The sequence below is a fragment of the Algoriphagus ratkowskyi genome, assembly GCF_002150505.1.
In the GTDB taxonomy this organism is placed as follows: Bacteria; Bacteroidota; Bacteroidia; order Cytophagales; family Cyclobacteriaceae; genus Algoriphagus; species Algoriphagus ratkowskyi.
Genome location: NZ_MSSV01000026.1, coordinates 40,614 through 60,049, shown reverse-complemented (window position 1 = coordinate 60,049; position 19,436 = coordinate 40,614). Strand labels below are relative to the sequence as shown.

At 39.4% G+C, this 19,436-nt stretch carries 19 protein-coding genes; 13 read left to right on the top strand and 6 right to left on the bottom strand.

What is annotated here, in order from left to right; all coding sequences use genetic code 11:
• Nucleotides 1–301: 301 nt before the first annotated feature.
• The 6 genes from BVH02_RS19430 to BVH02_RS19405 all read right to left on the bottom strand — a co-directional run bounded on the left by BVH02_RS19430 (nt 302) and on the right by BVH02_RS19405 (nt 6,706).
• Nucleotides 302–739 (bottom strand): hypothetical protein, encoded by a 438-nt coding sequence (locus tag BVH02_RS19430; protein ID WP_086503134.1) that lies wholly within the window; start codon nt 737–739, stop codon nt 302–304.
• A 311-nt stretch (nt 740–1,050) separates the two neighbouring features.
• Entirely contained in the window at nt 1,051–1,476 is a 426-nt protein-coding gene (locus BVH02_RS19425; protein ID WP_086503133.1) for an energy transducer TonB, read from the bottom strand.
• 59 nt (nt 1,477–1,535) lie between these two features.
• Nucleotides 1,536–2,801, bottom strand: a complete 1,266-nt coding sequence (locus BVH02_RS21825) for a M56 family metallopeptidase (protein ID WP_086503132.1) — start codon at nt 2,799–2,801, stop codon at nt 1,536–1,538.
• Nucleotides 2,798–3,172 (bottom strand): BlaI/MecI/CopY family transcriptional regulator, encoded by a 375-nt coding sequence (locus tag BVH02_RS19415; protein WP_086503131.1) that lies wholly within the window; start codon nt 3,170–3,172, stop codon nt 2,798–2,800. Before BVH02_RS19415 ends, BVH02_RS21825 begins: the two co-directional genes overlap by 4 nt.
• 293 nt (nt 3,173–3,465) lie before the next feature.
• Nucleotides 3,466–4,302, bottom strand: coding sequence for a DUF4249 family protein (locus tag BVH02_RS19410; RefSeq protein WP_086503130.1), 837 nt, complete (start codon nt 4,300–4,302; stop codon nt 3,466–3,468).
• Between the two features lies 1 nt (nt 4,303).
• Nucleotides 4,304–6,706 (bottom strand): TonB-dependent receptor, encoded by a 2,403-nt coding sequence (locus BVH02_RS19405; RefSeq protein ID WP_191278285.1) that lies wholly within the window; start codon nt 6,704–6,706, stop codon nt 4,304–4,306.
• 143 nt (nt 6,707–6,849) lie between these two features.
• On the opposite strand from BVH02_RS19405, the gene BVH02_RS19400 reads away from it, so the two are divergent.
• From BVH02_RS19400 to dprA, 13 genes are all read left to right on the top strand, one after another.
• Nucleotides 6,850–7,815 carry a vWA domain-containing protein gene (locus BVH02_RS19400; RefSeq protein WP_086503129.1) on the top strand — a complete coding sequence of 322 codons (966 nt, stop codon included), beginning with the start codon at nt 6,850–6,852 and terminating at the stop codon, nt 7,813–7,815.
• The gene (locus BVH02_RS19395; protein WP_086503128.1) at nt 7,816–8,460 is read left to right on the top strand and encodes a hypothetical protein; all 645 of its coding nucleotides are present in this window, start codon (nt 7,816–7,818) and stop codon (nt 8,458–8,460) included.
• Nucleotides 8,450–9,070 (top strand): hypothetical protein, encoded by a 621-nt coding sequence (locus BVH02_RS21475; protein WP_086503127.1) that lies wholly within the window; start codon nt 8,450–8,452, stop codon nt 9,068–9,070. Before BVH02_RS19395 ends, BVH02_RS21475 begins: the two co-directional genes overlap by 11 nt.
• Before the next feature lie 96 nt (nt 9,071–9,166).
• Nucleotides 9,167–10,345 carry an acetyl-CoA C-acyltransferase gene (locus BVH02_RS19385; protein ID WP_086503138.1) on the top strand — a complete coding sequence of 393 codons (1,179 nt, stop codon included), beginning with the start codon at nt 9,167–9,169 and terminating at the stop codon, nt 10,343–10,345.
• Nucleotides 10,346–10,401: 56 nt separating this feature from the next.
• Nucleotides 10,402–11,487 (top strand): toxin-antitoxin system YwqK family antitoxin, encoded by a 1,086-nt coding sequence (locus tag BVH02_RS19380; RefSeq protein ID WP_086503126.1) that lies wholly within the window; start codon nt 10,402–10,404, stop codon nt 11,485–11,487.
• A gap of 57 nt (nt 11,488–11,544) precedes the next feature.
• Complete coding sequence (locus tag BVH02_RS19375) at nt 11,545–12,483, top strand: phosphoribosylaminoimidazolesuccinocarboxamide synthase (protein ID WP_086503125.1); 939 nt, start codon at nt 11,545–11,547, stop codon at nt 12,481–12,483.
• Between the two features lie 161 nt (nt 12,484–12,644).
• Nucleotides 12,645–13,028, top strand: coding sequence for an STAS domain-containing protein (locus BVH02_RS19370; protein WP_086503124.1), 384 nt, complete (start codon nt 12,645–12,647; stop codon nt 13,026–13,028).
• On the top strand, nt 13,025–13,942 hold the full coding sequence (locus BVH02_RS19365; RefSeq protein ID WP_086503123.1) for a ribonuclease Z: 918 nt from the start codon (nt 13,025–13,027) through the stop codon (nt 13,940–13,942). Before BVH02_RS19370 ends, BVH02_RS19365 begins: the two co-directional genes overlap by 4 nt.
• Nucleotides 13,939–14,730 carry a queuosine precursor transporter gene (locus tag BVH02_RS19360; RefSeq protein ID WP_086503122.1) on the top strand — a complete coding sequence of 264 codons (792 nt, stop codon included), beginning with the start codon at nt 13,939–13,941 and terminating at the stop codon, nt 14,728–14,730. The genes BVH02_RS19365 and BVH02_RS19360 overlap by 4 nt, the downstream gene beginning before the upstream one ends.
• A gap of 583 nt (nt 14,731–15,313) precedes the next feature.
• Entirely contained in the window at nt 15,314–17,113 is a 1,800-nt protein-coding gene (locus BVH02_RS19355) for a DEAD/DEAH box helicase (protein ID WP_086503121.1), read from the top strand.
• Between the two features lie 75 nt (nt 17,114–17,188).
• Entirely contained in the window at nt 17,189–17,893 is a 705-nt protein-coding gene (locus tag BVH02_RS19350; protein WP_086503120.1) for an RsmE family RNA methyltransferase, read from the top strand.
• Between the two features lie 89 nt (nt 17,894–17,982).
• Nucleotides 17,983–18,336 (top strand): MerR family transcriptional regulator, encoded by a 354-nt coding sequence (locus BVH02_RS19345; RefSeq protein ID WP_086503119.1) that lies wholly within the window; start codon nt 17,983–17,985, stop codon nt 18,334–18,336.
• Nucleotides 18,317–19,435 (top strand): DNA-processing protein DprA, encoded by a 1,119-nt coding sequence (gene dprA / locus BVH02_RS19340; RefSeq protein WP_086503118.1) that lies wholly within the window; start codon nt 18,317–18,319, stop codon nt 19,433–19,435. The genes BVH02_RS19345 and dprA overlap by 20 nt, the downstream gene beginning before the upstream one ends.
• The last annotated feature ends 1 nt before the right edge of the window (nt 19,436 follow it).

Here is a 19,436-nt window from a genome sequence, read left to right as displayed (position 1 = left end):
AAAGCCTGTAAAAGTCCAGAATGCAATTCAGGTTAAATGATATGCAGAGAAAGTATTGTAGTGCCGACGGCACGATCGGTATGGGTGCTCTTTGTGCTTCCTTGTCGTTCTTAGTGGTTAAAAAAAAACTACTGATCATGCCGTTGGCATTCTAAATTCAATATCATTTGCCAAACCCCGAATTTCGCTTCGCTGTATTCGGGGCTGTTATGGGTTTTGCCCTTGGCAAAAAAAATCATGAAAATGACAAAATCTATAGTCATTCCCCCTCACGCGTTCTTCGCACTTAATAAAATACTGGTCATCGAATATATGACAAAGTGATTTTTCCGGACATTTCTCCACTTGGGGTATCTATACTGACTTCATGGCTAGTAACCAATTCCTTGTCAGTTACTTTCAACAACTTATAAATCAACTCATTTCCACTTTCATCACTAAGGATTAGTTGATCAACATCTACCTCCCAAGTTCCTTTGCCATTATCGTAAGTTGCTATTAACATCTCATAGGATCCGTCTTCCTTGAGAATCATCTTGCTATTCAGATGCTGATCTAAACCTCCATTCACAGTGGCTACCAAGTTAGGACCTTTAATTTTTACAAATAGAAAATCAGATCCTTGCCAGGTGCCAATTAATTTCCCTTCTATTCCGCTGTAACAAGACCCAAGAGATAGAAAAAGCAGGTACAGAACAAATGTAAAAGAAAATCGGAAATTAGATTGGGAGAAATTCATGTAGGAAATGATTGTCTGTATTAACTCAGCTTATTTGTGGCCAAACTAATACAAATTCCACTTAAAAAAAGCCACTAAATAACAATGGTGTTGTTATTATACAGATGTAAGGCGATCAATTCATCTTTTTATTCCTTTAAAACAGCACATAAATTTGACTATATCAGAATAACAATCATGTCCATTAAAATCAAATGATAGGTAACCAGCAGTGCCCTCCGCGAAAACGGTTGTGTGCTCAGCGGCTAGTTTTAAAACAAAAAACACCCAAAGAAGCTCAAGGTGTTTTTCGATCAATTAAAACTTAACTGTTATAATTTGAAATTCACGGGTAGCCTCATCCGTGTTATTACTATTTCCCCATCTTTTTTGCCTGGCGTCCAATTAGGCGACTCCTTCACCAAACGCATTACTTCCTCATCACATCCTTTGCCTATTCCTCGGAGAATTTCTACGTTGGATATTTCACCATTTTTTAAAACTACAAAGGTGACAACAACCATTCCTTCTACCTTCGCGTCTCTTGCGGCTATAGGATAATTCATGTTTTTTCCGAGGTACGCATTCCAGCCATCCGTACCGCCAGGAGGTATTGGCATTTCATCTACAGTCATATAGACTGAGTCTTTAGCTGTCTGAGCAAAAGTCTCTTGGCTAGGAAGTGCTGCGAAGAAAAGTAGTGCAATCAGAGCTAGTCGGGTTGTTTTTAGTGAAAAAATATGTTGTGATAGTTTCATTGTTTTTGGTTTAGATATATGTCCTTTTTGATAGGCGCATTACAAAATTATAACTGCCTTTATTTCAACGCAAATCTTACAGGAATCCTCATTCTAGTATTTACTACTCTCTCACGTTGCTCGCCAGGTATCCAATTTGGTGCGTTTTCAATGATACGAATTACTTCCTCATCAGCGCCGCCGCCTATTCCACGTAAAATATCTATGTCAGAAAGACTACCATCTGTATTTACTACAAATACAGCGATTACAGAACCTTCAATTCCTAATCGTTTAGCTTCTGCTGGATACTCCAAATTTTCACTTAAATATTGATTCCAAGCTGACATACCTCCCTGAGGTTCTGGTTGCTTTTCTACTACATCGAATATAACATCTCCATCCATAGCCATTTTCCGAGCAGTCATATCTGCAGGGCCTATCTGAGGAGTTTTAGATTCGCCCATCATGGTCGGGGCGTCAATGTCTTCTTCTGGAGTTATTTCGCAGGAAAACACGAAAAACAGTGCCGCCATTACTGGAATTGCAAGCAGAAATCTGCGCATTTCCTTTTTGTGTGATTGTGGTTTGCTCATCATAATAATTCGTTTTTTGGTTTGAAATTGGTTGAAGTTGTTCATAAAGTGCCAGCCTTGTCCACCTGTGATCATCTGTAGCAAAAGCCCGGAATACTCTTTCTTTGAGTAAGAATTAGTCACTCCCTGATCAGCCTGGTATTCGTGCACTTCTCTTAGTGATTTTTCAAATTGATAAATGAGTGGATTGAACCAAAAAATGATTTTGGCAAACTGTACAAAAAGCAAATCCCAGCTGTGCTTCATGCGAACATGAACGGATTCATGGAGCACGATCTGTTTTTGCTCTGATCTATTCGGATCAAAATCCGGTAACAAAATATAGCTGAAAAAAGAAGCTGGTATAAACTTAGGATGAACTGCAATCCAAAACTCTTTATAACGCATCAACCTAGACTTGCCCAGCAGGCGCTGAGAAGTAACAAAGCCTAAAATCAGATGAACCGTCATTACAACTACTCCAGCGAGATAGATGTAAAACACTAATTCTAGCCATGAAGTGCTTGCAGCTGTTTGCTCCACTCCGTTTCCTACCAAAAACTCAGGCAGTAAAATCTCAGCAGTTCCCATAGAAGTGACTCCCAATTCGAAAGAAAGTATAGGAATGGCAAATGAAAGCAGCAACATGCCGATCAAAATCACACGATTAAGCGTGAAAAAAGTCAGTTCACTCAATACAAACCGATAGAATAGAACTGTGATCGCCACACAAATACTCGCTTCAGCTAGATAAATTAGGATAGCATTCATGAGTCTGTGGGTTTGTCCATGTCATTAATCATCTTTTGTAAATCTTCGATCTCCTTATCCGAAATCTTATTTTCTTTCACCATGAATGAGAGAAAATTCCCCACCGAACCCTCAAAATAATGCTTTACCAATTGATTCACGCTCTTTTTGCTGTATTCAGCCTGTGAAATCAATGGAAAATACTGATGAGTAGTGCCATAAGCTTTGTAATCCAGATAACCTTTCTTCTGCAGAAGCTTAATAGAAGAAGCCAAGGTGGTGTAGGGAGGCTTTGGATCTGGAAGTTCATCAAGTATATCTCGGACAAGCGCTTTTTCGAGTCTCCAAAAAATCCGCATGATCCTTTCTTCGTTATTGTTTAATTCGTTCATATCCCTAAGGTAAAACGAATTTTTAATAATCCTACGATTATTTCGTAATAAAAGATTTGAATGGAAATAAGTGAGGCAATAATGAAAATATAGCGGGCAAAGTAATTTTATTAGTTCGTAGAAATACGAAAATTCACATCCATCTGAGAAGCGACAAAAGGAAAAATAAGACAGACTGGAATATAGTAGCTCAGTTGCTTAGGTCTACTAATAATATTCTATTTGAATTCGATCTACAAATCTACAAAGCAATGATTATAGGCCTGTTGGCATCTTTCCCAATATTCGTTGAGTTATTCTGGTTTTGCTTCAATTTTCACGGTTCTTGCCAAAACTGAAGTGACATTGAAGTATCCCAAAATAGCTGAATTGCCATTTACAACCTGGATATTTGAATCAGGGTTTTGGGGAGGAGGAGAGAAAAGTCCACCGTCATTATAGAGCAGATTGACTAGTTGACTAAGATATTTAAAACTACTTTCATTCATCCTGAAAAGCTCTAACCTCACTTTATCCCCTATCTCAAAAGAGTAATTTAACTCCAATCCATCAGAAAAAAACTTTAAACCAAACGTATCGTCAAATAGCAAATAATCATCCCTATTATTTTTTAGGGTATCATTTTCTATTACTTTGATCCTATAATAATTATCTGTTTCAAAGGGGATTTCACCATACACTTTGATATAATAACCTTCGTCACGAAACAATCGCTCTTCCTTGTATTCATAAGTGACACTATCCACTGTAGGTGGGGCCAAAAGTATTCCAGAAGATACAAACTCGTTGTCATCCCAAAACACATTTAGCTGATAAGTCACACCTACTTTCGCTACTTCGTCAATACGAACAGGCAGATAGCTTTGGGTATTGTTATTGAATTCAAATGGAATTCGACGTGTAGTACCTGGAATGGTAATATAGACGTTGGCATCCGCGATGACATTGGTTTCTATCGCATCAAAATAATTTCTTGCCAGTGAAATAGAAACCTCGTTATAGAAAGCATTATCAGTCCAGATGGCCTCTATCACTGGAACATCATCGTCAATCATTGCCAAAGGTAAATTCACTTCCTCTTGGCAGGAAAAACTAAGCAGAGCTAGAAGGATTATGCCTAATCTGTTCATGTTAAAATTGAAAATTATAAGTTATTGATGGCAAAAACGTAAATAAATAGGTCATTACAATGCCCTGCTTGGATGATACTACAGGACCATCTACATCACTATCATATCGGAAATCATCATTGTATATTTCACCAAATTCATAGGCAAAAGGATTTTTCCGCCCATAAAGATTGTACAAAGAAAAATTCCAACTCCCTTTCCATTTCCTTCCTTTGTCGGCATTCTTCCACGTAACTGACGCATCCATTCTATGATAATCTGGAAAACGATCCTCATTTCTATAATTAGAATAAAGAGGAACAGATTGAAAATCTACTTCATATACGCCAGTAGGAAATGAAACTGCTTGGCCAGTAGTATAAATAAAAGTAAGGCCCGCAGACCACGACGCGGAGAATTCATGATTCAGAACTAACGTAATATCATGAGGTCTGTCAAATCGAGGGTTATATTTTTGACCTAAGGAAATCCCAGGAATTTGTCTCCATGTCCTAGAGTAAGTATATGCTAGCCAGCCAGTCGTTTTACCAATATTTTTACGCAGCAAGAACTCCGCACCATAAGCCCAACCATCACCAGTAAGCAGTTCAGTTTCCACATTGTCAGTAAATAATACCTGAGCGCCATTCCTTAAATCGATCACATTCCTCAAATCCTTATAGTATCCTTCAACAGAAAATTCCCAGCGGTTTGCATTGAAATTGTGAAATAGACCTAAGGAAATCTGATCAGATCGCAAGGGAGGAACATAAGTTCCAGCGAGAATCCAGCGATCTATCGGCAATCCAGCCGAACTATTGGAGGCTATCTGCACGTATTGAAAATTTCTATTGTAAGCTGCTTTTACGGAAAATTGTGGGTTGATCAAATAGCGAAAGGCGATCCGAGGCTCCAGTCCTTGATAAAACTTGATGTTCTCTAGCACATTGAAACTCAAGGTATCTGTGATTGGGACGTCTGGAGTAACATCATTGCCTTCATATAAATAGTCGACACCCACTCCGATTTGATTGAAAAATCCCCAGCGAAGACCAGCTTCTGTGCTGAGTTTTGGTGTGATTTCATAAGTAAATCCAGCAAAGACACTGTTCAACAATCCATTTTTTGGATTAGTAACAATTGGCTCAATACTACTATTATCGGCGGGATTCAATTTAATTGGCGCAAAATGATACAACTGACTTTGGATACCCCAATAACTTTGAAGTCTATCAATTGGAAGAAAAGACCATTGAGCTTTTGCTCCGGTTTCAGATAATTTATTATTCCATTCAAATCCCGTATCAGGATCATCAAATTCTACTTTGTAGTTATATCTGGAATGATACCCTTGCAGATCAAAAAATGTCTTGTCAGAAATATTTCTACTCCACTGCGCTGAAGAAATCCAATTGGTCCAACCAAGTCCAAACTCTTCGTCTAAGCCAAGGAAATCGCTTCCCTGATACGTGGACACAGTAAGTTTGTCTTTTTCGCTGAGGACAAAAGACAATTTCCCACTCAAGTCATGGAAATTTAGTTTATTACTATTTAGATCGCTATTGTTTGAAAGTTTGAGAAATACATCTGCATAAGTCCTTCTAGCCGAAATTATAAAGGTTGATTTATCTGAGAAAAGTGGCCCATCAAGTGTGAGTCGTGAGGAGATACTCCCAATTCCACCTTCGCCGTGAATCTGATTTTTATTTCCTTCCCTCAGCGTCACATCTATTAATGAAGAAAGTCTCCCGCCAAATGAGGCTGGCATATTGCCTTTGTACAACTCAACCTGATTCAAAGCATCGGGATTGAACACGGAAAAGAACCCGAAAAAGTGAGAAGGATTATAAATAGGAGCTCCATCCAACTGAACCAAATTCTGATCAGCTGAGCCACCTCGCACGAATAGACCTGTGGTCCCCTCTCCTGCTGTCTGAACTCCAGGTAGCAACTGCAAACTCCTTAGTAAATCTACTTCACCAAAAAGAGCAGGTATATTTTTTAAAGTAGCAATTGGTACAGTCACTTTGCTTGTTTCCAAATTCCTTACTTGCTCATCAGGTCTTCGCTCTTGGATAATAATCTCATCAAGAGACATATCTTCAGGTTTGAGGAAAAACCGAGATGACTTATTTAAATCTTTCTCGGTGACCAAACGCATGGAGGTTTCAAAACCTACATAGGATACTATTAATCGAGCGGGTAAAGAATTTATTTTTATCTGAAAAGTCCCATCATTATCAGAAACTACTGCACTGGATATAAACCCCTCCCAATAGACGCTTGCTCCCGGCAGCGGTGAGGTGTCGGTCACATCAAATACTTGAGCAGTATACATGCTGGTTTCCTGAGCTATAAGGCTAGAAAATGGCAAGAAGCCAAGGCAAATAAATAGAAATTTGCTCAATCTGGCAGTTCGCCTCATGCTGTATTAATTTGAATTGTTATCCTAAAGCTAGACGATTCACAAAAATTAATGTTTGTTAATAAAGAAGAACATTTGAAATTACCGTCACCTCTTATTGAATTCATCCTTTTAAAGTAAGCTTTATTTTATAATTTCAGGCCATGATTTGGGCATATCCGGATGTAAAACTCATCCTCTTGCTAGCCGGCATTTTCGGCTTGCTGTATTTTATTTATCTATTTCGCTATTGGAAAATCAACCGAAAGCTAGTAGTAGAGAAGCGCAGGCTATTCTCTAAAGTGGTTATTCGTACCCTCTATTTTATTTTGTTTCTTATCGCATTTGCTGGCCCTTCTATTGGAACTTCTCTTAAAGAAATCCAAGAAGAAGGTAAAGATATTTTCATTGCAGTGGATCTATCACAGTCGATGAATGCAACAGATATAGGCCCAAGCAGACTTCAGCGCATTAAATTTGAATTGAAAAACTTAACTAAAAGCTTTCCTTCCGATAGAATTGGCTTGATTATTTTCAGTTCAGAATCGTTTATGCAATGTCCACTTACATTCGATCAAAGTGTACTTCAACTCTACATCGATGGCTTGAATACGGGTTTGGTTCCTAATTTTGGAACTGATCTAAACGGACCCTTAAGAATGGCTGAAGAAAGATTTCTAAGAGATGAAAGTCAAGAAGTAAAGTCTAAGTCCATTATCCTGATATCAGATGGTGAAAATTTCGGAGATGATCTGGAGGATATTGGATCGAGATTAAATAGCGAAGGGATTAAAGTCTTTGCTTTGGGAATTGGAACTACTGGGGGTAGTAGCATTCCGAGAGGAAATGGGTTAGTAATCGATCCCCAAACAGGAAAACCTGCCCAAACCGTGCTGGATCGTGCCCCACTTCAGCAAATAGCTGCTGAAACAGAAGGACAGTATTTTGAAATCTCTGATGAAGTACAGGAAATTGGAGACCTAACTGCAGCTTTGGAACGCTTGGAAGGCGGAGTAACAGGTTCCCGAGTTGTGGAAGCTTCTGCTAATAAGTATTTTTATTTTCTATTGGCTGGTCTAATACTTTCTTTACTAGACATGATGTTACCAATCAAAACTATCAAACTATAAATGAGCTGGACTAAGTTAACATTGGCTCTTTTTCTTCTAATTCCTGCTTCTTGGACAAGAGTTTCCAGGTTGAATTCTGCCATTGATTTGGCGGCAGAAAGCTATGCCACAGCTGAATATGAGCAATCCATCACCAATCACCTGGTTCTCGTAGATGAGTTTGGTGTCACCTCTCCTGCCCTTGACTATAACCTAGGCTTGAGCAGTCAGTATGCTGAAAAGTTAGAGGAAGCGTCTGGGTATTTTGATAAAGCTTCTATTGCATCAGATAAAATACTAGCATCCTTTGCGTTCAATCAAGGTGGAGTCCTTTTAGGAAATAAGAAAGAATATGAGCCTGCTCTCAGCAAATTTAAATCTGCCTTAATTCGAGATCCGAATAATGAAGTCGCTAGACACAATTATGAATTGCTGGCAAGATGGTTGCAACGTGACCAAGAGCGCAAGGATCAGGACGATAACAAACCTGAGCCTTCTGACTTTGCAAAGCGCAAAAAAGCAGAAGCAGATCGAATGGTGGAACAATTCCGCTTTAAAGATGCGTTTAACTTAATGAATGAAGCTCTACAACAAGACGAAACTGTAGCTGCTTATCAAGATTTTATCACGAGTCTTCAAGAAATCACTGAGATCGATGAAAAATAAACTTCTCTTACTTCTGGGAATTGTTTTGACCCTAAGCATAAGCACCAGTATCGCTCAGACTTCTGGTGAATACTTTAACCGTGCAGCCCGCTCCTATGTGAAAACAGAGAAAGATCAGGCCTTAGCTACTGTCAACGATGGCCTGACTAAATACCCTTCAGACGCTAAACTTCAGGCTTTAAAAGAAAAGCTGGAAAAAGATCAAGAGGAGCAAGACAAACAGGATCAACAAAAGCAAGAGCAGCAGAATCAAGAGGAAAAGCAACAACAAGAAGATCAGAAAAGTCAAGGTGAGGATGGTGAGCAGCAAGAATCCAAAGAGGACGGCGATAAAACCGATGAACAAAGTGACAAAGAGTCTCAAGCCGGTGATCCTTCCGATAAAAGCAATGATAAGCCTGGCGAGAACGCCAATGATCAGATGGATGCCAATCTAGCAGACAAGCAGAAGGCAATGGAGGAATTTAAGGAAAAGCTGAAGGCTATGAACTTGACTCCTGAACAAGCTGCTCAAATCTTGGAAAGCATGAACGCTGCTGAGCTCCGTTACATCCAACAAAACAAGAAAAAAGCTACAGAGAGACCCAAAAGAGGGATTCCTGATTGGTAAAATAGTAAGACCGAAGCTGGAAGACGGAAGACGGAAGCTACTTCGGTCTCCCGTCTTCTGTCTTCTGTCTTTAAAATTAAAACCCAAATAATAATGATCAAAGAAGTATATATCGTAGCTGCTGTAAGAACTCCTCTAGGAAGTTTTGGAGGCAAATTAGCGAGTCTTACCGCAGTGGAACTAGGTAGCACAGCAATCAAAGGAGCTTTAGAAAAAGCCGGTGTCAAGTCAGAAGAAGTTCAGGAGGTTTTTATGGGAAATGTAATTTCTGCTAACCTTGGACAAGCCCCTGCGCGTCAGGCAGCTATAGGAGCTGGAATTGGCTATAATGTTCCTTGTACTACTGTTAATAAAGTTTGCGCATCCGGTATGAAAGCCGTAATGTTTGGCGCTCAATCTATCATGCTTGGCATCAACGACGTGGTCGTGGCTGGTGGAATGGAAAGCATGTCAAACGTGCCGTTCTATGTTCCAAAGGCAAGATTTGGCTATAAATATGGAAATGCGGAGTTCGTGGATGGTCTGGTAAAAGACGGTCTGTACGAAGTGTACTATAAATTCCCGATGGGAAACTGTGCGGATAATACCGCCAAAGAAATGAATATCTCGCGCGAGGATCAAGATGCTTATGCTATTCAATCCTACCAGAGATCAGCTGATTCTTGGGCTAAAGGCTACTTCAAAGATGAAGTCGTTCCTGTAGAGATAAAAGGTAGAAAAGGCGAAATAATTGTAATCGATGAAGACGAGGAGTACAAGAATGTGATGTTTGATAAAATTGCTTCGCTTCGACCAGTATTCGATAAAGAGGGAACTGTCACAGCGGCTAATGCTTCCACTATGAATGATGGAGCTTCGGCTTTAGTTTTGGTGAGTAAGGAAAAAGCAGAGGAACTAGGATTGAAGCCTCTCGCAAAAATCCGAGGCTTTGCCGATGCGGCTACCGATCCACTTTGGTTCACTACTGCTCCTGCCCTAGCTATTCCAAAAGCAATCCAACATGCAGGACTTACGGCTGAAGACATAGATTTCTATGAAATCAATGAAGCTTTTGCTGCTGTTGCCTTAGCTAATCAAAAAGAATTAAGCTTAGACAATGACAAAGTAAATGTCTTCGGTGGAGCTGTTTCTTTGGGACATCCATTGGGAGCTTCAGGCGCTAGAATCATCAGCACATTGAATTCTGTGTTATATCAGAAAAGTGGCAAAATCGGTGTGGCAGGAATCTGCAATGGTGGTGGTGGCGCTTCGGCTATTGTGATCGAGAAGATGTAATCTCAAACTAATTCATATACCGCAAGGCTTTTCGTCTTGCGGTTTCTTTTTTCCTAATGAACAGAAATATCCTTCTTATCGCGTGCTGCTTACTATCCAATTTCTCTTTGGCTCAGGATACTATTCGCTCCTATTATGATTTGGAAGAGTCTCTATTGAAGGAGGAGTATATTAGAATAAATGGGAAGGCAAATGGTGATGTTAAACTTTATGATGAAGACGGAAATCTTATTTTAATAGGTTTCCTGAAAGATAACCTTAGACATGGGGTTTTTGCTGATTTGGATCCTACGACTGGTGATACAATGAGAATTACTCCTTTTGTGGAGAATATCAGATCTGGTGAGTCCAAAAGCTTTTTTCCAGGTGGAATACTTAAGCAAATATCTATGTATTCGGATAATCAAATTACCGGTGTGGTAATCACCTATTATAAGTCCGGACAGATTCAAGACCAAACAATTTTCAGTAATAATAAACCGAATGGACTGAGTGAGAGCTTCTATGAATCAGGAAAACTTGCATCTAAAGTCCATTTCTCTGATGGTAGATACGAAGGGGCTTTTATAGAATACGCAGAGAATGACCAAATTCTAGTGTCGGCAACTTATAAAGATGGCGAGCTTGATGGGAGAGAAACTCAATACTTTGAAGATGGCCAAGTACAATCCAAAATTGACTATTCAAAAGGCGTCTTGAGCGGAATTTACGAGCTCAACTATCCTAATGGACAACCAGAGCGCAGAGGTAATTATAAAAAAGGATATGAAGAAGGAGAATTGGTCTCTTATCATATGAATGGAACAATTAGTGATAAGGCTATTTTCAAGAAAGGAATTCATATTCAGCCCACTGAGAAGTATTTTGAATCGGGTAAGTTAAAGCAGAAAACGAATTTCGATAAGTCGGGAAACAGGACTCTTGAAATAAATTACTTTGAAAATGGACAGATTTATTTTGCTGTGAATTTTCTAAATAACCTTGCTGAAGGTGAAGTTAGACTCTATCGGGAAGATGGATCATTGGAGGAAATTAGAAGATTTCAGAAAGGTAAACTTCACGGGAAAAGAGAATTTTTCGACGAAAAAGAAAAGCTAGTAAATTCAGAGACTTACGAAAAGGGAAACAATATCAATAAATAATGTGGTCGACTAGAGAGGATAAAAAAAGCTTTTCTATTTTTGCCCAAACGAAAAAGGATGAGTAACGCAATTAAAGAGACCAATTTTCAATTCCCCGGACAGCAGGGATTTTACAAGGGTAAAGTTCGTGATGTCTATATGTTTGACAAAGAATTGGTTGTAGTCGCTTCCGACAGAATTTCGGCCTTTGATGTGGTTCTACCTAAACCAATTCCATACAAAGGTCAAGTTCTAAATCAGATAGCTGCGAAATTTCTAGCTGCTACCACTGACATCGTACCCAACTGGGTGACGTCTACTCCTGATCCTAATGTGACTATCGGAATTCGTTGTGAGCCTTTCAAGGTAGAAATGGTTATTCGAGGATACATGGCCGGTCATGCCGCACGAGAGTATTTAGCTGGCAAGCGTAGCATTTGCGGTGTAGCAATGTCTGAACATATGCGTGAAAACGATCCATTTCCTCAACCTATCATCACTCCTACTACCAAAGCAGATCAAGGGCACGACGAAGATATCTCCAGAGAAGAGATCCTGAAACAAGGAATCGTCAGTGAAACTGATTACATACAACTTGAAAAATACACCAGAGCACTTTTCCAAAGAGGTCAAGAAATGGCCAATGAGATGGGATTGATCTTGGTGGACACCAAATATGAGTTTGGTAAAGTCGGAGATGAAATTCTTCTGATTGACGAAATTCATACGCCAGATTCATCTCGCTATTTCTATGCAAATGGCTATGAAGAGAATCAAGCAAAAGGAATAGCACAGAAACAGCTTTCGAAAGAATTTGTGAGGCAATGGTTGATTTCGAATGGATTTCAGGGTAAGGATGGACAATCTGTGCCTGAAATGACAGACGAAATTGTAGAAAGCATCTCTGATCGCTATATTGAGCTATTCGAAAAAATAACCGGTGAAAAATTCCAAAAAGCAAATACAACAGAAATTGAGTCTAGAATTGAAAAAGCGATACTTTCACATTTAGGCTAAATGACGAAGTGACTTATACTATGAAAACAAGTCTGCATCAGGAAGTCAGACATGTTTTTAACGACTCAATGATGGATGTCCAGATAACTATTAGGATAACACGGCGAGATACACCTCCCGATAGCTATCGGGATTACCTTTAAAAAACAAAAATCAAACACATGAAATATTCAATTGATAAGAAAGAACAGTACGTCATCTTCACACCACAGGAAGAGAAATTGGATTCATTACTGGCTCCAGTTTTAAAATCTGAATTGTTGACGATTCATGCTGAAGGCTTCGAAAATCTTGTTTTGGACATGAGCGAAGTGAAATACGTAGATTCTTCAGGACTTAGCGCATTGCTGGTTGGAGATCGTGAGTTTGGTAAGAATGGTGGTGTTTTCATCATTTCAGGTGTGCAGGACCACGTCATGAAGTTGTTGAAAATCTCCATGCTTGACAAAAAACTAAAAATAGTAAGCTCACTTGAAGAAGCGAGTGAGGCTATCTTTATGCATGCCATAGAAAGCGGAGGAGAAGAAGAAGAGGAGGAAGGTTGATACCTGACTTTGAAGTCACCATATTAGGAAATACCTCTTCCATCCCTGTGCATGGAAGACATCATACTGCCCAAGTCGTAAGATTTGGGCAGGATTTTTTATTGATTGATTGTGGGGAAGCAATGCAGCTGCAAGCTCGTGCCTTCAAGATCAAAGTTTCCAAGATCAATCATATTTTCATCTCTCATCTCCACGGAGATCATTATTTAGGGTTGGTCGGTTTGCTTTCTAGCTACAATCTCGGGAAGCGGACTACTCCCCTAACCTTATTTGGTCCCCAAGGATTGGATGAAATCATCACTACCAATTTTAGATACAGTAACACAAAACTCAGTTATCCGCTTAATTTCATTCAAACACATGACGATGGGTTGAATCTATTAATGGAAGACAATCGCTATAAGGTCTATAGCTTCCCGCTCAGACATCGACTTCCCACCACGGGGTTTTTGATTCGAGAGAAATACGGACTTCGTAGTATGATCAAGGAAAAATTACAACAAGCTCCTATCCCACTTGAAGCCATAAAGAAGCTTCGATTGGGAAATAATTTTACGGATAAAAATGGCAACCATTATAAAGTAGCTGATTACACGCATCCTCTTCCGGCTTTACGGACGTACGCCTATTGTTCAGACACTATTTTTAACCCAGAGCTAAAGCAGTATCTAAAGAATGTAGATTTACTTTACCATGAATCTACTTTCATGGAAGATAATTTGGAACGCGCTGCAATCACTTTTCACAGCACAGCCAAGCAAGCTGCAGAAGTGGCAAAGGTCAGCAGGGTAAAAAAATTACTCCTAGGGCACTTTTCTTCCCGGTATGTACAATTAGAGCCTTTACTTGAAGAGGCTAAAAGTGTTTTCCCTAACAGCATATTGAGTGAAGAGGGTCATACGTATGCCATATGAACAAGATTCAAAACACTCGTAAAACCAATCTGTTAATTATATTGGGAAGTATTTTTCTGACCAATGCGATTCTTGCAGAGATTATAGGAGTTAAAATTTTTTCAGCAGAGAAGACTTTAGGCTTCGCTCCTGTCAACTGGACATTCTTTGAAGAATATTTGCTCGACTTTAATTTAACAGCTGGAGCCGTCATCTGGCCAGTTGTATTTATTACCACTGATATTATCAATGAGTATTTTGGTAAAAAGGGGGTCAAGAAAATTTCATTTCTCACCGCTGGACTTATTGCTTATTCATTTATAGTGATCAGTGTAGTGACTTTGCTCACTCCGGCGGATTTTTGGTTGGACGTAAATGCAACTACGCCAAACGGAGATAGCTTCAACATCAGTTATGCCTTTAATACCATCTTCCGCCAAGGTTTGGGAATTATCATAGGTTCACTTACAGCATTCTTGATCGGGCAACTGATTGATGTATATGTGTTCCAAAAGCTGAGAGCTATCACTGGGGAGAATAAGATATGGTTACGAGCAACGGGTTCTACGCTGGTTAGTCAGTTTATCGATTCATTCGTCGTGTTGGGGATCGCTTTCTACGTTTTTGGAAACTGGAGTATCAGCCAAATTATAGCAGTCGGTATTATGAACTACCTGTACAAAATGATTGTGGCTATTGCGCTTACTCCCGTATTATATCTTGCACATGATCTTATTGACAGATATTTGGGCAAAGAATTATCAGCTAAAATGATGGAAGAAGCGAGTGAGGACAAAGCATTTTTGTGATTGGGATCCGAAGAATGGAAGATATAAAAATCGGAAAAATGGAATGCTTAAAGTTTATTTTTTAGCTAAAGTTTTGAAAAGCTAGTTTTCTATCCTAGTTATAGCTCGTGCCCTTGGCACACAATACTACTTTGCGATTCTTTTGAAGCCAGAATTTTATTTGGGGCTATTACAGGTCTTACCTTTGGCAAGGTTCATAAGTTTAAATTTTATCTTCATTTGTGCCAAAGGCAAAACCTATATCAGACAGAATATAGCGAAGCGAAATTCTGGGATTTGAGATTGTAGAATTTATTTAAGAGTTATAAAAGCACGATTAGTATTTAATTACCAAAATCACGACATATTTTTTATTCTTGATAAACCAAGCCTATCTCCACCAAACCAAATATATTTTGTTCGAATCGCTTATTTTTTAAAGAATATTCTAAAAACTTTCGAATACAGTTTGGCTATTTAAAATATTAATCCTACTTTTGCACCGTCAATAAGACAAAGAACAATTTTTCGTGCCGTGAATTCCTTACTGTCGCTTGTCGGGATATTTATTAGGACCGAATGGCAGGGAAATTAAGGAAACATCATGGATCAAACACTCAAGTTCTCAGACTTGGGAATTTCTGCGGAAATTCTTAAGTCAGTGGAAGAGATGGGCTATACCCAACCTTCCCCAATTCAAACACAATCAATCCCTTTTATCCTACAGGGTAGAGATGTCATAGGACAGGCTCAAACTGGTACGGGTAAAACAGCGGCTTTTGGTATTCCAATCATCGACTTAGTTGATTCGGATCTAAACAAGCCACAGGCTATCATTCTTTGCCCTACTCGTGAACTTGCAGTTCAGGTAGAAGGCGAAATTCAGAAACTAGCTAAATATCACAGAGGAATCAATTCTGTAGCAATCTACGGTGGCGAGTCTATCGACCGTCAGATCAGAGTACTTCGAAAAGGAGTTCAGATTGTCGTAGGTACTCCAGGTCGTGTGCAAGATCACATCAATCGTGGTACTTTGAAGCTTGATTCAGTAGGCATCCTAGTATTGGATGAAGCTGATGAGATGCTTGACATGGGTTTCAGAGATGATATCGAAGCTATACTTCAGGAGATGCCAGAGGAAAGACAGACTGTATTCTTCTCTGCTACTATGGCCAAGCCTATTATGGACTTGACTAGAAAATATCAGACAAATCCTGAGATTGTTAAAATCGACAAAAAGGAGCTAACAGTTTCTAACATCGAGCAAACGTATTACGAAGTCAAAAATCCATTGAAATTGGAGTTGATGGCTCGTTTGATGAATGTTCACAACATCAATCTTAGTGTGGTATTCTGTAATACTAAAAGAATGGTGGATGAGATTACTGAAGGCTTGGTTGCAAGAGGAATCGCTGCTGATGCACTTCATGGTGATCTTTCTCAAGCTCAGAGAGATAAAGTAATGGGTAAATTCCGTAAGGGACATTGCAAAGTTTTGGTTGCTACTGATGTAGCTGCTAGAGGTATTGACGTGGACAACGTAGAAGCAGTATTTAACTTCGACCTTCCACTAGACGAGGAATATTACGTACACAGAATTGGTCGTACAGGCCGTGCTGGTAAAAGTGGCAAAGCAATTAGTTTTGTAACTGGAAGAAGAGATAATTTCAAGATGAGAGATTTGGAAAGATATACCAAAGCTACTATCACGAAGATGTCCCCTCCTTCTGCTGCTGAATTGATCGAATTGAAAAAAGCGAAATTCGTAAAAGACGTAACAGAGCAAGTAGAGAAAGTAGAAGACAATCAAATATTCGAAGCAACTATCGGACAGATGCTTGCTGAAGGACTTACAATTGATCAAGTTGCAGTTGGTTTGATCAAAATCGTAATGGGTTCTTCCATTAAAGAAATGGCTGATCAGAACTTCAGCATCGATGCATCAGGTGGAGATCGTAGAAGAGACGGTGGACGCGATGGCGGACGTGACGGAGGAAGAGGTGAGCGAGGTGGAAGATTCGAAAGAGGTGGAGAAAGAGGCGGAAGATTTGAGAGAGGTGGAGAAAGAGGAGACAGAGGAAGAGGTGGCGAGCCAAGAAGAGAATTCGGAAGTCGTGATGGCGGATCTAGAGATGGTGGTAACAGACCAGAAAGAGTTCGCGAAGCCAATATGACTCGTCTATTCTTGAACCTTGGATCAAAAGACAGAATTCGTCCAAATGATATCGTAGGTGCAATTGCTGGAGAAACTGGTTTATCAGGACGTAGCATTGGCGGAATCGATATCTATGACAACTTCTCTTTTGTGGATGTTCCTTCTAAAGATGCCGATCAGGTAATCAACGGAATGAAGAACAACACCATCAAAGGCAAGTCTGTCAGCATGGAAGTATCAAAAGGATAAGGTTATAGGTTATATAGTACAAAGGCACATTTCTTCACGGAAATGTGCTTTTTTTGTATCTAAGTTATTTTGCCCATGCAGCTCTTTTTTCAAGAAAACAGTAAACCTCCTCTTATCAATCTGGAAGCAGATGAGTCTAAGCATCTTTGTCGTGTCCTCCGCAAGAAGCAAGGAGATAAAGTCTTTGTCACAAATGGTGACGGAAGTCTCTATGAATGTGTGATTCTAGAAGCAAATCCTAAAAAGACAAGTTTGAAAGTTATCCATACCACAGAAGTTCCAGAAGAAAATTTTCATATTCATTTGGCCATCGCTCCCACCAAAAGCCCAGATCGTATGGAATGGATGGTGGAGAAAATTACAGAAATTGGTTTTCATGAACTCACTCTTTTGGAAACAATGAATTCTGAAAGAAGCTATCTGAAGACTGATCGATTGGAGAAAAAAATGATTTCTGCCTGTAAGCAAAGCTTGAAGTATAGAATCCCTAGTCTTCACCCAATTTCAAAATTAGATGAAATCTTAGATTCAAAAGATTTTGAAGATTATCAGAAGTTCATCGCTTATGTGGATGAGAATCATGATCATCATTTATTCGATATTGCTATTCCAAATGAGAAATATCTGATTTTAATCGGTCCTGAAGGCGATTTTGATCCAATAGAAATTCAGAAAGCATTTGATGCAGGATTTAAGCCAGTATCTTTGGGAAACGCAAGATTAAGAACTGAAACAGCTGGATTAGCAGCAATTCAAATGCTCCAAACACTAAATCGATAAAATAATCGTTTTTTTTCTCGAGGAGTTCAAGTACTTGTTGAAGAAATTATTGCATTTTCATTAATTTAGACTCAAAGACAATTTTTGCCGTGCCATACAAAGAGCGAGAAATAGAAAAAAAATATCATTCCATCGGGGAAGTAGCGTTGATGTTCAAAGTGGCTCCTTCACTGATTCGATATTGGGAAGGTGAGTTTGATATTATTCGTCCAAAAAAGGATAGAAAAGGAAATCGTCGGTATACCAAGATTGACATACAGAAGATTAAGTACATCTACCATCTGGTAAAGGAAAAGGGTTATACACTTCAGGGTGCCCAGGAAGTGATCAAAGCTGGAAAAGATCAGGGCTTTGATAAGGTACAGGCTGTCCAAAGGCTTCAAGAGATCAAAGATTTTTTAATCAATATCCGGGATCAATTCAATGCAAAATCAGGACAATGACGATTTACGATATCTTTTAGCATTATCACTTGCTCCAAAAATTGGGCCTGGAGTATTCAAAGCAATTATAGCCTATTCGGGTTCGGCTAAATATTTTTTTAAACTCCCAAAAGGCAAAGTAGCCAAGACTCCTAAAGTTGGAGAAAAATTGCTCGATCTTCGAAATCAAGAAGTGGAACTTCTTCGAAAGGCTGATAAACTAATCAATGAATGTGAGAAAAAGCATTTTCAGATCCTCACTCCCTTACACCCTGATTTCCCTCAACGATTCAAAATGCAGGAAGATAGTCCTGTTGTATTTTTTGCTCAAGGTAAAACTAAGCTAAACTTCGAAAGGACAGTTGGAATAGTAGGAACTCGAAGTGCAACCAACTACGGAAAATCTGCAACTCGAAAAATCATAGAAGATTTGGCCATTTATCAACCTGCGATTATTTCAGGTTTGGCCTACGGGATAGACATCGAGGCTCACCGAGCAGCTTTGGCACTTGGCCTGCCAACCATTGCAGTGATGGGATCTTCAATCGATAGAATTTACCCGGCTGTGCATAGAAAAACTGCCGAGTCTATCATTGAAACTGGAGCCTTGATCAGTGAATATGCACCTGGAAGCACAATGGTTCCAGGGAATTTTCCCGCAAGAAACAGAATTATAGCCAGCCTTTCTGACGCATTGATCGTCGTCGAAGCCGCCGAAAAAGGTGGTGCACTGATCACCGCTGAGATTGCTTATAGTTACGACAAGGATGTCTTTGCTGTACCTGGAAACTTACAATCCCAATTCAGTGAAGGCTGCAATCTCCTTATCAAGAAAATGAAAGCTAATATCTATACAGGACCAAATGACATAGCAGAAGCTCTTTTTTGGAGCAAACCTGGGGAAGTGAAAACTCAGAAGCCGCAATTAGATATGACAAATCGGGATAATGATGAGCAAGAAATTCTTAAACTTTTACAGGAAAAAGGCGAAGTTGAGATCGATTCACTGAGTATTACTACGGAAATACCCCTTGGATTACTCTCTTCGAAACTTCTGGCTTTGGAATTTGAGGGGATAGTAAAGTCTTTGCCGGGGAAGAAGTATAGGTTATTGGTTTAAA